Origin of the sequence: Bacillus sp. SDLI1, assembly GCF_001553895.1 — a bacterium.
Classification (GTDB): Bacteria; Bacillota; Bacilli; order Bacillales; family Bacillaceae; genus Bacillus; species Bacillus siamensis.
On the sequence record NZ_CP013950.1, the window covers coordinates 1,642,501 to 1,655,914 of the forward strand.

Genomic DNA, 13,414 nt, shown 5'->3' on the forward strand with positions numbered 1-13,414 from the left:
AGTCGAGTTGCAGACTGCGATCCGAACTGAGAACAGATTTGTGGGATTGGCTTAACCTCGCGGTTTCGCTGCCCTTTGTTCTGTCCATTGTAGCACGTGTGTAGCCCAGGTCATAAGGGGCATGATGATTTGACGTCATCCCCACCTTCCTCCGGTTTGTCACCGGCAGTCACCTTAGAGTGCCCAACTGAATGCTGGCAACTAAGATCAAGGGTTGCGCTCGTTGCGGGACTTAACCCAACATCTCACGACACGAGCTGACGACAACCATGCACCACCTGTCACTCTGCCCCCGAAGGGGACGTCCTATCTCTAGGATTGTCAGAGGATGTCAAGACCTGGTAAGGTTCTTCGCGTTGCTTCGAATTAAACCACATGCTCCACCGCTTGTGCGGGCCCCCGTCAATTCCTTTGAGTTTCAGTCTTGCGACCGTACTCCCCAGGCGGAGTGCTTAATGCGTTAGCTGCAGCACTAAGGGGCGGAAACCCCCTAACACTTAGCACTCATCGTTTACGGCGTGGACTACCAGGGTATCTAATCCTGTTCGCTCCCCACGCTTTCGCTCCTCAGCGTCAGTTACAGACCAGAGAGTCGCCTTCGCCACTGGTGTTCCTCCACATCTCTACGCATTTCACCGCTACACGTGGAATTCCACTCTCCTCTTCTGCACTCAAGTTCCCCAGTTTCCAATGACCCTCCCCGGTTGAGCCGGGGGCTTTCACATCAGACTTAAGAAACCGCCTGCGAGCCCTTTACGCCCAATAATTCCGGACAACGCTTGCCACCTACGTATTACCGCGGCTGCTGGCACGTAGTTAGCCGTGGCTTTCTGGTTAGGTACCGTCAAGGTGCCGCCCTATTTGAACGGCACTTGTTCTTCCCTAACAACAGAGCTTTACGATCCGAAAACCTTCATCACTCACGCGGCGTTGCTCCGTCAGACTTTCGTCCATTGCGGAAGATTCCCTACTGCTGCCTCCCGTAGGAGTCTGGGCCGTGTCTCAGTCCCAGTGTGGCCGATCACCCTCTCAGGTCGGCTACGCATCGTCGCCTTGGTGAGCCGTTACCTCACCAACTAGCTAATGCGCCGCGGGTCCATCTGTAAGTGGTAGCCGAAGCCACCTTTTATGTCTGAACCATGCGGTTCAAACAACCATCCGGTATTAGCCCCGGTTTCCCGGAGTTATCCCAGTCTTACAGGCAGGTTACCCACGTGTTACTCACCCGTCCGCCGCTAACATCAGGGAGCAAGCTCCCATCTGTCCGCTCGACTTGCATGTATTAGGCACGCCGCCAGCGTTCGTCCTGAGCCAGGATCAAACTCTCCGATAAATGGATCACAGACTAAGTTCACTGCATCCTGCAGTAACGTCTGTGTGATCTGCATCGTGCAGACCTTAGTTTGACTGACTACGCACATCGCTGTGCGATTTATTTAAAACTTTGAATTAACAGGTACGTTTTGTCTTGTTTAGTTTTCAAAGATCATTATAATGGAGCGGGTGATGAGAATCGAACTCACGACATCAGCTTGGAAGGCTGAGGTTTTACCACTAAACTACACCCGCATTTTAAATTGGCGCGCCCGAGAGGAGTCGAACCCCTAACCTTTTGATCCGTAGTCAAACGCTCTATCCAATTGAGCTACGGGCGCTTATCAGGCGACTTAACTATCATACTATCAATCAGTGATGATGTCAAGTGTTTTTTATTTCTTTTTGAAGTTGTTTTCTCAACCTCATTTATTATACACGTTTCTGAGAATTTGTAAAGTCTTTTTTCAAAAGCTCATTTTCTCTTTTAACGTGATCGCTTTGTTCATCAGCGACGTTTACTAATATACCATGCCCCTTAAATCGCGTCAACACTTTTACAAAAGTTTTTTCTCGCTTATTACTTCCTTCTATATATAGAAAATAAAAAACAGGATTCCTAAGAACCCTGCATCTCTCTTGATTACCCGCTCACCTTGACCTCTGCACTTTTTCGCTCTGGTTTTTCATAAGTACGGAAGTTTTGTTCAAGCTGTTCAAGCGACAGACCTTTTGTTTCCGGCAGGAACCTTTTCACGAATATGACGGACGCTATTCCTAACAGAACAAAAATAAAGAAGGTTGCAGAGAGTCCGATGTTTGCGAGCAGAACCGGGAAAGTTAAACCGACAAGGAAGTTCGCGATCCAAAGACAGAAGACAGTGACTCCCATACCAAGCCCCCGCAATCGAAGCGGGAATATCTCCGACAGCATCAGCCAGGTCACAGGAGAAACCGCTCCCTGCTGAAACGCAAGGAAAGTGACGGTTAACCCAAGAACTGCATAAGGAAGTGAAGGGGATCCTTTCAGCACGACAGATAAAATGCCGATCAGCAGCAGCACGGCAGTCGTTCCGATCAGCCCCGTCATCAGCATCGGACGCCGGCCGACTCTGCCGAGAAGCCATATGCCCACAAAAGTCGCAAGCACGGAAATCACACCGTTAGCGATATTGCCGATCAATGCAGCTTTTGTTTCGAAGCCGGCATCTTTTAGTATTTGAGTTCCATAGTACATAATTGAGTTTACGCCGGTGAGCTGCTGCACTACCGCAATTCCGATTCCGATAAACACAATGCGGCGCACCCATGGAACGGCAAGGTCCTTAAATGTCGCCCGCTCCATCTCCGCTTCCTTGTGAAAAGCAGATTCAATCTCGGCGAGTTCTGACTTTGCTTTCTCGTCATTCCGTATTCTCCGGAGAACACGCAGAGCATCTTCTTTTCTTCCTTTAGAAACCAACCAGCGCGGACTTTCAGGAACTTTCAGCATACCGAAAAACAAGAATACCGCCGGAAGAGCCGCGATAACGAGCATGTAACGCCAAGCGTGAGACGTATCACCGAGCACATTGCCGATGATGGCATTACACGTGAAGGCAAGCAGCTGGCCCGTTACAATCATCAGTTCATTTTGGGTAACCATTCTCCCCCGGCTTTCCGCCGGCGACATTTCAGCCAAGTATGCCGGAACTGTTACGGAAGCTCCCCCGACAGCAAGCCCCAGCAGAAAACGAGAGATAATCATAACCGACACGTTAGGCGCCAGTGTACATCCCAGCGTCGCCACAAAGAACAAAACGGCAAGGAAAAGGATATTTTTACGTCTGCCGTTATAGTCCGACAGCCGCCCTCCGAAAACTGCGCCGATCGCAGCCCCCAAGAGAAGGGAACTTGCCACCATGCCTTCAGTCAGCGCCGTAAGATTAAGCTGGTCAGCTTTCGCCATAAAAGGAAGCGCTCCATTAATTACACCTGTATCGTAACCGAAAAGAAGCCCCCCGAACGTCGATACTAAAATGATGGTTCTCAAAAATGAATACTGGCTGCTATTTTTATTCATCTTCAAATCCTCCCAGTTTTTATACAGAGATATAAACCAAATATTCAGTTATCTGTATTTACGCCTATAATGTCTTACCCACGTTTCGACAATTCAAAACAGCTTCTATATAAAAAATCACTCGAAAGCGTCATCATTTATCATTTATATTCGCTCTCTCCTTTCGTCGAATTGTTACTTTATAGTTATTTTTTAGTTAAGTTGTAATGATATTATTAGCACTTATGTTATTATCTTAATTTTAAAAGCGCTTTCAGTCAATAAATATTTCAGATAATTTCAAAGATTTTCTTAATATGATCTACATATAATCAATATTTGTTTAAAATAAGCTCACGTTCATAATATACTCAATAATCATCTCAGTTTTAATCAACAAATGATTATATAATGAAAAAACCCCCAACTGCTGATCGGGGGTTTTTGTTTATTCTTCGTTCAGTTTAACGATCGTTCTCCCTCTCGCTTTTCCTTTTAAGAGAGCAGGAAGCGTGTCCGGCAGTTCCTCAAGTGTAATTTCCTTTTGAATAAAGGTCTCGAGATCCGCTGGCTTGAAATCTTCAGCCAGACGCTGCCATGTTTTCTTTCTTGTCTCCATGGGACAGAATACGGAATCAATTCCCAGGAGGCTGACGCCGCGCAATATAAACGGGAAGACCGTAGCCGGGAGTTTCGTTCCCGCTGTCAGTCCGCTCACTGCAACTGTTCCGCCGTACTGAATCTGGCTGAGAACTGAAGCAAGCGGCTCACCTCCGACCGGATCGACGGCCGCAGCCCATTTTTGTTTTTGCATCGGTTTTAACGTGCCGTTGTAAACTTCGTCACGGTGAATAACCGATTTCGCACCGAGACTCTTCAGATAGCCGCTTTCTTCTTCTTTTCCCGTACTGGCCTCTACGTCATAGCCTAATGAAGAAAGAATGGAAACTGCAAAGCTTCCGACGCCTCCTGTTGCTCCCGTCACCAGCACTTTCCCTTTTTCAGGGGCGGCATGGTTTTCCTCAAGCCGCTGAACGGACAATGCGGCCGTAAAGCCGGCGGTTCCGATCGTCATGGCTTCTTTAAGAGTCAGACCTTCAGGCAGCGGCACGATCCAATCTGCCGGAATGCGGGCCATCCCGCTATAGCCGCCAAAGCGGGAAACACCTATGCCATAGCTTGTCGCAATGACTTTGTCCCCTTCTTTAAAACGGGCGTCATCTGAGGAAACGACGATTCCCGCTAAATCAATTCCCGGCACGAAAGGATACGAGGTTACGATCTTGCCGTCAGGAATGGCAGCCAAGCTGTCTTTGTAATTCACGCCTGAATAGCAAACCTTAATCAGCACTTCACCCTCGGGAAGGTCCTGAACTGCGAGCTCCTGTACGCTGACTGAAAACCGGTCTTCACGTTGATCGACTACTAACGCTTTAAATTGATCTGTCATCACTACGTCTCCTTAAAATGTATTGAATGGCTTTGAAAAAGCATAAAATAAGTTTGATTTGTTTTCAAATGTCCTGCCCCGTGTAGTATGATCAAAAGAAAAAACAGCGAAAGAGTGGTTAGCAGCATGTCTGATAAACAAAACAATGATAACAAAAATAACAACAGCAGTAATCAAATATTACCGGACATTATTCATACCGCCGTTTTCAAGGCGCCGCTGCAAGTGGTCTGGGATACGGTCTCCACTGCGGACGGACTGTCTCTCTGGTTTATGCCGAATGATTTCACTCCTCAAGAAGACAGTGAGTTTCAGCTGGAATCTCCATTCGGTCCGTCTCCGTGCAAGGTGCTGGATATCGAAGCGCCGTACCGTCTTTCTTTTTCATGGGATACGGAGGGCTGGATCGTTTCTTTTGTCTTGAAAGAAACGGAAAGCGGAGATACGGAATTCACTCTCATTCACGGCGGATGGAAAGAGCCGGATGCTGTCATCAATAAAGTCAATCGGAAAAGCTCGGAGATTCACAGTACGATGGACCAAGGATGGAACGGGCTTGTCAACACGAAGCTCCGCGGGGCGGTCGAGGCTTAACGCAAAAGGACGGGATACACTTTCCGTCCTTTTTTGCTGCCAATACATAAAAACCGACTTTGCTAAGACACTAACAGAAGAACCGAAAACTGATTTCAGGGGGCGCTGTTCATGTATTATTACAAAGAAGAACTGATCAATATCATTAAGCCGGACAAGCCGGATCCAGCCGCCGCCAAGGTGCTTCAGGAAATTTTAGGCGGGCACTACGGAGAAATGCGGACGATGATGCAATACTTTTTCCAAAGCTCTAATTTCAGGGGAAAAGAAAAGCAGTTCCGCGACCTGCTTCGCGGCGTATTCTTAGAAGAAATCGCACACGTTGAACTCGTCCAGCATACGATTAATGCGCTGCTCGATGAAAGCGGAGCTGAGGGCCCCGGAAATCAGGCTTCAGATCAGGCGCCGATTGACGAAGCGGTGAAGCATGCCAATCCGCACCATTATATTATCGGGGCGCAAAGTTCTCTGCCTGCAGATGCAAGCGGCAATCCATGGAATGGCTCTTGGGTCTACAATCACGGTAATCTGATTGCCGACTTATTGGACAATGTCGTGCTGGAATCAACCGGCGTGCTGCAGAAAACGCGCATTTATGAAATGAGTTCTAATCAGACGTTCAGAGAAACACTCGGTTTCCTGATTGTCCGTGACAATGCTCATCAAAATGCTTTTACAAAAGCGCTGGAAACACTGGGTGTTGAATGGGGCAAATTATTCCCCGTGCCGAATTATGACATTGAGAAATATCCGGAGTGCCGTAAATTCGTTGAGATGGGATATCATAATACCCAATTTAATTTCAGACTGGATCCGACACGGATCGGAGAAATTCTGCAAGGACAGACGCCGAGCCGAAACGGCGGCGAATTAAGTGTGTCTGAGCCGCCTAAAGGGTTCCCTGTGCCGGAACTTCCTGAGCTTCCGAATGAGCACAGCCCCGGACTGAAAGATATGAACTTGTAATAAAAAAACGCCTGCTTCGGGCGTTTTTTTATTTTTATAGATGTAAGGTTTGAACGTGAGCAAAACGGGGAATATAAGCGGGGAGATCTTGACATGCGGCCGTATCAAGTCACTCCATTATGATTTGAGCATACTGCTGTACATACTTCAGCATCGAAAGCTGTCCTAATTTTCCAGCCGGCCGGCTGGGTATGTTCGAATGATAATGGGAATTATGTAAATAGAACATGTCTTATAAGGAGGCAGCGAATGTCTAAGCAGGGAAACTTCCAGAAATCTATGTCACTTTTTGATCTTATTTTAATCGGCATGGGAGCCATATTCGGTTCAGCATGGCTGTTTGCCGTCAGTAACGTCGCCTCTAAAGCGGGCCCATCAGGCGTTTTTTCCTGGCTGATCGGCGGGGGAATCATCTTATTGATCGGCTTAGTTTATGCGGAACTGGGCGCCGCGCTGCCGCGGACCGGGGGAATTATCCGGTATCCCGTATATTCACACGGACACCTGGTCGGATATTTAATTTCCTTTGTCACCATTGTGGCCTACACGAGCCTTATTTCTATAGAAGTCACGGCAGTCCGCCAATACGTGGCATACTGGTTTCCCGGGCTGACCGTGAAAGGTTCTGACTCGCCGACAATTGCCGGATGGATATTGCAATTTGCGCTGCTCTGCCTGTTCTTCCTCCTCAATTATTGGAGTGTCAAAACCTTTGCGAAAGCAAACTTCATTATTTCGATTTTTAAATATGTCGTTCCGATTACGGTTATTATAGTACTGATTTTCCATTTTCACCCGGGCAATATGACCGTTCACGGATTCGCGCCTTTTGGTTTCACCGGAATTCAGGCTGCGATTTCCACCGGCGGCGTCATGTTCGCCTATCTTGGGCTGCACCCGATTGTGGCTGTCGCAAGTGAAGTGCAGAATCCGAAGCGGAACATTCCGATCGCATTGATTGTCTGTATTATCGTTTCTACTATTATTTACACCGTGCTGCAGCTCACTTTTATCGGGGCGATTCCGGCGGATACCCTGAAGCACGGATGGCCGGCTATCGGGACTGAATTCTCTCTTCCGTTCAAAGATATCGCCGTTTTGCTCGGATTAGGGTGGCTGGCGACATTGGTTATTTTAGATGCGATCTTATCACCGGGCGGTAACGGTAATATCTTTATGAATACGACTTCACGTCTCGTCTACGCCTGGGCCAGAAACGGAACTTTATTCAGCATCTTTTCTAAAGTCAATAAAGAAACCGGGACACCGCGTGCCTCCCTTTGGCTTTCGTTCGGTCTGGCTGTTTTTTGGACGCTGCCGTTCCCTTCTTGGAACGCTCTTGTGAACGTGTGCTCCGTCGCATTGATTCTGTCTTATGCCATTGCGCCGATTTCTTCAGCGGCGCTGAGGGTGAACGCGAAGGATATTAACAGACCGTTTTATTTAAAAGGGATGAGCATCATCGGGCCGCTGTCGTTTATTTTCACTTCTTATATTGTATATTGGTCCGGATGGCGCACCGTATCCTGGCTTCTCGGTTCTCAAATTGTCATGTTTCTGATCTACCTCTGTTTCAGTAAATATGCTCCTAAAGATGATGTCAGTATACGGCAGCAGCTGAAATCAGCCTGGTGGATCGTCGGCTTCTACGTCATGATGCTGATTTTCTCCTATCTCGGCTCGTTCGGCCACGGATTGGGCATTATCAGCAATCCGCTTGACCTGATTCTGATCGCCATCGGTTCGCTCGGTATTTATTACTGGGCAAAATATACGGGACTGCCGAAGGCTATGATCGACAGTGATAAATGATGAACGCCGGAAAGAAGTATGGTCTTCTTTCCGGTATTTTTATTTTAAGGGATGACAAAAAAGCGAATGTGCGATAAAATGAATGACAGTCATTCATAAAAGGAGGAACCCCTCTATTGGCAAAACAAAGCTCGGGAAAATATGAAAAGATCCTGCAAGCCGCGATTGAAGTCATTTCTGAAAAAGGATTAGACAAAGCATCCATTTCAGAAATCGTCAAAAAAGCCGGAACGGCCCAAGGGACGTTTTACTTATATTTTTCTTCTAAAAACGCGCTGATATCCGCGATTGCAGAAAACCTGCTCGACACTACGCTGGACAGAATAAAAGGGAAAACGGACGGTTCTGAAGATTTTTGGACGTTGCTGGACATTTTGGTAGATGAAACATTTCACATCACCCGGCTTCATAAAGATATTATCGTTCTCTGTTATTCCGGTCTTGCCATCGATCACTCAATGGAAAAATGGGAGGCCATTTATCAGCCTTATTATTCCTGGCTGGAAGGCGTCATCAATACGGCCATTGAGCAGGGTGAAGTCAACAGCGGCATTCATGTCAGATGGACGGCCAGAACGATTATCAATGTTGTCGAGAACGCAGCTGAACGGTTTTATATCGGCTGTGAACAGGATGTCGATCTCGAAGTATATAAAAAAGAAATATTCAGCTTTCTCAAAAGAAGCTTGCAGAAATGATTGGCGGAAGACCGATCATTTTTGACCGCCATAAAAATGACTGACATTCATTCATAATTGAGGTGACTGTAAATGTATTGGCTGCTTGTACTGATAGCCGGACTGTTAGAAGTGGTTTGGGCGTCCGCTCTGAAACATGCGGACTCGCTCGTTGATTGGATCGGTATTTTCCTGCTGATTGCCGTCAGCTTCCTGATGTTGATCCGTTCTTATAAAAAAATACCGATGGCTGCCGCATATACCGTTTTTGTCGGAATAGGCACCGTCGGCACATATGTAACGGGCGTCATTTTAGGAGAACCTTTTTCAATCGGGCAAATCTTCTTTTTGGCTCTGCTGTTGTCCGGCATTTTAGGAATGAAGGTATTTACGAAAGAAAACAAAACAAGGGGTGAACATTAATGGCATGGCTGCTGTTATTTATTGCCGGAGCGGAGGAAGTTGTAGCAGCCGCTGCCATGAAACATATTGACGGTTTTAAAAAAAAGTGGCCGCTGATTGTCATGGTAACAGGCTTTATGCTTTCATTCTTTTGCCTTTCCGGAGCGATGCAGGTTCTTCCCACAGGTGTCGCGTATGCGGCTTGGACCGGCATGGGAAGCATCGGCGTTTCGGCCGTGGGCATACTTTGGTTTAAAGAAAAATTCAATCTGTCACAATTGGTGTCTCTGGGGCTTATCCTCATCGGTGTCATCGGCTTAAAACTGACAACGTGACGGCCTGAGACAGCTTTTTAAATAAAAAACAAAGGACCCTAAGCGGGCCCTTTGTTTTTTTATGCTGTTTTGATCTGTTCCGCTTTTCCGGCTCCGACACCGAAAATGAAAATCAGAACGGAGACCGCGATCAGCATGAATAACGGAACCGTCCAGCCGTGCGTGATATCATGCAGCAGGCCGAATACGAGCGGCCCGAACGCGGCAAGCAAATATCCGAATGACTGGGCCATTCCCGAAAGCGCCGCGGCTTCATGGACATGGCGGGTCCGCAGGCTGAAGAACATCATCGCCAGACTGAACGCACAGCCTCCCGCAATTCCGATCAAAATGACCCATACCGGAGTGAGAGCCGGGCTTCCGAAAAGAACGCCGGCAATCCCGATAAGGAAAAATAAAGCCGTCAGTCCGGCGAGTGCGCGCTGGTTTTTCATTTTAGCGGCAGCGATCGGCACGATAAAAGTAATCGGCAGGACTGAGAATTGCATTAATGAAAGCATCCATCCCGCCTTACTTGAGCTGAGTCCATTCTGCTGAAGAATTTCCGGCAGCCAAGCGATGATGGTGTAAAAAATAAGGGATTGCAGCCCCATGAACAACGTCACCTTCCAAGCCAGCGGAGACCGAAGCAGACTGCTTTTCTTCTCTCCGTTTGTCCCAGTCGTGCGGACGGGCAGTTCGCGTCCTCGCATTTGCGGAATCCACATGACGAACGCAATGAAAGAAAGGATCGCCCAGCAGCCGAGCGCGCCTTTCCAGCCTAACCCCGCTGAAGAGGCGATCGGCACGCTGATGCCGGATGCAATCGCACCGCACAGATTCATAGAAACCGAGTAGACGCCGGTCATGACGCCTAAATTTCCGGGAAACTTATGTTTAATGAGACCCGGCAGCAGGACGTTGCATACGGCGATCGACAATCCCAACAGGATCGTTCCGAAAAAGAGAGTGCCGATTCCGGCGATGGAGCGCAGCAGAGTTCCGGCTGTCAGGACAATTAATGATGACAGTAAAACAATCTCGGTCCCGAAGCGCCGGGACAATAAAGGAACAAACGGCGACAGACATGCAAAGGCCAAAAGGGGCACTGTCGTAATGGTGCCGGCAGCCGCATTGGTCATGCCGAGGCTGTCCCGAATTGAGGAAACGAGCGGCCCGACCGATGTCAGAGGCGCTCTGAGGTTAGCCCCTATCAATATGACTCCGATAACCAGCAATATCAGTTTTTTACGCTGACTTGCTTGCAGCACTTGATGTTCGTCTTCAATTTTCATGTCCATCCTCCATGTGTATTGTATCTTTAAATACTGTGATGTATTGGTTGACGGCCTCCATGGCCTCATCCGGTTTCTGTCCGGCAATCGCAGCGGCAAGCTGGGTGTGTATCCGGATAGCAGGCGTAATTTCCAAGAGATTATGGACTGACGCACAAAGCGCCTCCGTCATATGCTCGTATAGATCAGAAAGCATGTTGTTATGGGCCGCCTGTACAATTGTTTTGTGCAGATTAATGTCAGCTTCGGCATACCGTTTTCGATCTTCATTTTGCAAGGCCGCCTCACATTCATCCAGGCATGCCTTCAGTGCTTTAAGGTCTTCGTCATTACGCCTTTGGGCCGCCAATCGTGCGGCTTCTCTCTCAAGTGCGTATCTGACTTCTAATGTTTCAAGCAAATTTGATTTTTTTATATGGCGGTAAAATGCAGCGCCGAGGACACTGGATGAGCTGACATACGTACCGCTCCCCTGCCTAGTCTGAAGAAGGCCGGCATGTACGAGCGCCCGAATGGCCTCACGCAATGTGTTCCGGCTCACATCAAATTGCTTCATTAAATCCAGCTCAGGAGGAATGCGCGTCCCGACCGGCCATTTATCCGATTGTATTAACGATTCAATTTGCGCCACCACTTGTTCTACGAGCGACAGTCTGCTTGTTTTGGATATTTCCATCAGAACACCTCTGTAATTTGTAGGATGATTCTATCATTGGGTAATATAACATAAAAGAAGTGACGATGTAAATCAGCTGCAACAAAAAAAGAGTGAGTTTTTCTCTCACCCTTCGTCGCTTTTATGGACGTTTTATATGGACTGAGGTCACGACAAACTTGTCATGGCGGCAGCGGGAAAATGAAGTGCCGTTGTCCAAAAAGCCTGCATATTTCGACTTCTAATATCGAGTCATCCGGCTGCACTCGAACTCCAGTGCGAGCGTCTTTTCATCATGGAGCGGCTGATCTATGTCATAAACACTGCTTTTAATCCTCGTTCTCATTTTGTTGGCGATTTTTTCGTACTTATTCATCGGTTTCCTCAGGCTTTGTAATATTTGATCTGTATAGACTCCTTACGGTTATCATAAATTTTTTTCTGCTTCATCAATGACGTTACAGCCGCCGCTATTGAAATTGAAAGGATTTCCTCGAATTTTCTATGGAATCTCTCTCACTATTATGGTAGAATTCTTTGCAGAAACGGACACAAACGAATATTGTATACATTGTATAACCTCAATGATATGGTTTGAGGGTGTCTACCAGGAACCGTAAAATCCTGATTACAAAAAATTGTCCCGCACACTTTTTGTAATCAGGATTTTTTATTTTCTAAAAAATAAAAAAAGGAGTATCTGTACATGAATTTCAAAGTATTTCTGCTTGCAGCATCTACTATTGCAGTCGGATTGGTTGAATTAATTGTGGGCGGTATTCTCCCGCAAATCGCTTCCGACTTAAATATATCCATCGTCAGCGCAGGGCAGCTGATCAGCGTATTTGCGCTCGGTTACGCGGTATCCGGCCCGCTGCTTTTGGCAGTGACGGCAAAAGCTGAACGAAAGCGGCTTTATTTAATCGCACTTTTTGTTTTCTTCCTGAGTAATCTGGTCGCTTATTTCAGTCCCAATTTCACCGTGCTTATGGTGTCACGGGTGCTCGCTTCCATGAGTACGGGACTGATTGTCGTCCTATCTTTAACGATTGCCCCTAAAATCGTTGCGCCGGAATACAGAGCGCGGGCGATCGGCATCATTTTCATGGGCTTCAGCTCCGCAATCGCTTTAGGCGTGCCTGTCGGCATTATCATCAGCAATGCTTTCGGATGGCGCGTTCTGTTTTTAGGAATCGGCGTATTATCGCTTGTTTCCATGCTGATTATCAGCGTCTTTTTCGAAAAAATACCTGCTGAAAAAATGATTCCGTTTCGTGAGCAGATCAAGACGGTCTGGAACGCCAAAATTGCCAGCGCACATCTTGTCACCTTGTTTACACTGGCTGGGCATTACACACTCTATGCCTACTTTGCGCCTTTTTTGGAAACAACGCTTCATTTGAGTTCCGTTTGGGTCAGTGTATGCTACTTTTTGTTCGGCCTGTCAGCGGTATGCGGCGGACCGTTCGGCGGCTGGCTGTATGACCGTTTGGGATCATTTAAAAGCATCATGCTTGTGACTGTTTCTTTCGCTTTGATCCTGTTTATCCTTCCGCTGTCAACGGTTTCTTTAATCATTTTCCTGCCTGCGATGGTGATCTGGGGATTGCTCAGCTGGAGCCTTGCGCCGGCGCAGCAAAGTTATTTGATCAAAATTGCGCCTGAGTCTTCCGATATTCAGCAAAGCTTCAATACATCCGCTTTGCAAATCGGCATTGCGCTCGGGTCAGCCATCGGCGGCGGCGTGATCAGACAAACGGGTTCTGTCACAGCTACCGCCTGGTGCGGCGGTTTGATTGTCATTATCGCTGTCGCGTTAGCCGTGTTTTCTTTAACGAGACCTGCTTTGAAAAGAAAATCCGCATAAGTGTGAAACCGCAAAAAAGCCAAAGGA

General features: G+C 47.5%; 11 protein-coding genes, 2 tRNA genes, 1 rRNA gene, 2 pseudogenes and 1 riboswitch (1 of these 17 cut by a window edge). Of the genes and pseudogenes, 7 read left to right on the forward strand and 9 right to left on the reverse strand.

Translation table 11 applies throughout. The annotated features are described in order from the left end of the window. The 5 genes from AUL54_RS07660 to AUL54_RS07680 all read right to left on the reverse strand — a co-directional run. Positions 1–1,333 (reverse strand): 16S ribosomal RNA (locus AUL54_RS07660) (it extends 217 nt beyond the left edge of the window). Positions 1,334–1,495: 162 nt separating this feature from the next. Further along, positions 1,496–1,569, reverse strand: a tRNA-Gly gene (locus AUL54_RS07665). 9 nt (positions 1,570–1,578) lie between these two features. Continuing rightward, a tRNA-Arg gene (locus AUL54_RS07670) sits at positions 1,579–1,655 on the reverse strand. Between the two features lie 302 nt (positions 1,656–1,957). Beyond that, a complete protein-coding gene (locus AUL54_RS07675; protein WP_060963441.1) occupies positions 1,958–3,376 on the reverse strand; it encodes a sugar porter family MFS transporter in 1,419 nt (472 codons plus the stop codon). A gap of 427 nt (positions 3,377–3,803) precedes the next feature. Continuing rightward, a complete protein-coding gene (locus tag AUL54_RS07680) occupies positions 3,804–4,805 on the reverse strand; it encodes an NADPH:quinone oxidoreductase family protein (protein WP_060963442.1) in 1,002 nt (333 codons plus the stop codon). 126 nt (positions 4,806–4,931) lie between these two features. Here AUL54_RS07680 and AUL54_RS07685 point away from each other — a divergent pair, with 126 nt between their 5' ends. The 6 genes from AUL54_RS07685 to AUL54_RS07710 all read left to right on the forward strand — a co-directional run bounded on the left by AUL54_RS07685 (position 4,932) and on the right by AUL54_RS07710 (position 9,591). After that, entirely contained in the window at positions 4,932–5,399 is a 468-nt protein-coding gene (locus AUL54_RS07685; RefSeq protein WP_060963443.1) for an SRPBCC family protein, read from the forward strand. A 111-nt stretch (positions 5,400–5,510) separates the two neighbouring features. Then, positions 5,511–6,365: a manganese catalase family protein gene (locus AUL54_RS07690; RefSeq protein ID WP_060963444.1), complete on the forward strand. Its 855-nt coding sequence runs from the start codon at positions 5,511–5,513 to the stop codon at positions 6,363–6,365. A 249-nt stretch (positions 6,366–6,614) separates the two neighbouring features. Continuing rightward, positions 6,615–8,177, forward strand: a complete 1,563-nt coding sequence (locus AUL54_RS07695) for an APC family permease (protein WP_060963445.1) — start codon at positions 6,615–6,617, stop codon at positions 8,175–8,177. Between the two features lie 116 nt (positions 8,178–8,293). Beyond that, positions 8,294–8,875, forward strand: a complete 582-nt coding sequence (locus tag AUL54_RS07700) for a TetR/AcrR family transcriptional regulator (protein ID WP_060963446.1) — start codon at positions 8,294–8,296, stop codon at positions 8,873–8,875. A gap of 72 nt (positions 8,876–8,947) precedes the next feature. Continuing rightward, positions 8,948–9,277, forward strand: a complete 330-nt coding sequence (locus tag AUL54_RS07705; RefSeq protein WP_060963447.1) for a DMT family transporter — start codon at positions 8,948–8,950, stop codon at positions 9,275–9,277. After that, positions 9,277–9,591 carry a DMT family transporter gene (locus tag AUL54_RS07710; RefSeq protein WP_060963448.1) on the forward strand — a complete coding sequence of 105 codons (315 nt, stop codon included), beginning with the start codon at positions 9,277–9,279 and terminating at the stop codon, positions 9,589–9,591. The genes AUL54_RS07705 and AUL54_RS07710 overlap by 1 nt, the downstream gene beginning before the upstream one ends. A gap of 59 nt (positions 9,592–9,650) precedes the next feature. Here the strand turns inward: AUL54_RS07710 and AUL54_RS07715 are convergent, their stop codons facing one another. From AUL54_RS07715 to AUL54_RS20620, 4 genes and pseudogenes are all read right to left on the reverse strand, one after another. Next, on the reverse strand, positions 9,651–10,865 hold the full coding sequence (locus tag AUL54_RS07715) for a CynX/NimT family MFS transporter (RefSeq protein ID WP_060963449.1): 1,215 nt from the start codon (positions 10,863–10,865) through the stop codon (positions 9,651–9,653). Continuing rightward, on the reverse strand, positions 10,855–11,541 hold the full coding sequence (locus AUL54_RS07720) for a FadR/GntR family transcriptional regulator (protein ID WP_060963450.1): 687 nt from the start codon (positions 11,539–11,541) through the stop codon (positions 10,855–10,857). Before AUL54_RS07720 ends, AUL54_RS07715 begins: the two co-directional genes overlap by 11 nt. A 121-nt stretch (positions 11,542–11,662) precedes the next feature. Further along, a pseudogene (locus AUL54_RS21935) lies at positions 11,663–11,777 on the reverse strand (GntR family transcriptional regulator); the annotation flags it as partial. After that, a pseudogene (locus AUL54_RS20620) lies at positions 11,771–11,896 on the reverse strand (GntR family transcriptional regulator); the annotation flags it as partial. The pseudogenes AUL54_RS21935 and AUL54_RS20620, both read right to left, overlap by 7 nt. A gap of 175 nt (positions 11,897–12,071) precedes the next feature. Next, a riboswitch (purine riboswitch) is annotated at positions 12,072–12,171 on the forward strand. 55 nt (positions 12,172–12,226) lie between these two features. Between AUL54_RS20620 and AUL54_RS07725 the strand changes: the two are divergent. Beyond that, the gene (locus tag AUL54_RS07725) at positions 12,227–13,387 is read left to right on the forward strand and encodes an MFS transporter (protein WP_060963451.1); all 1,161 of its coding nucleotides are present in this window, start codon (positions 12,227–12,229) and stop codon (positions 13,385–13,387) included. The last annotated feature ends 27 nt before the right edge of the window (positions 13,388–13,414 follow it).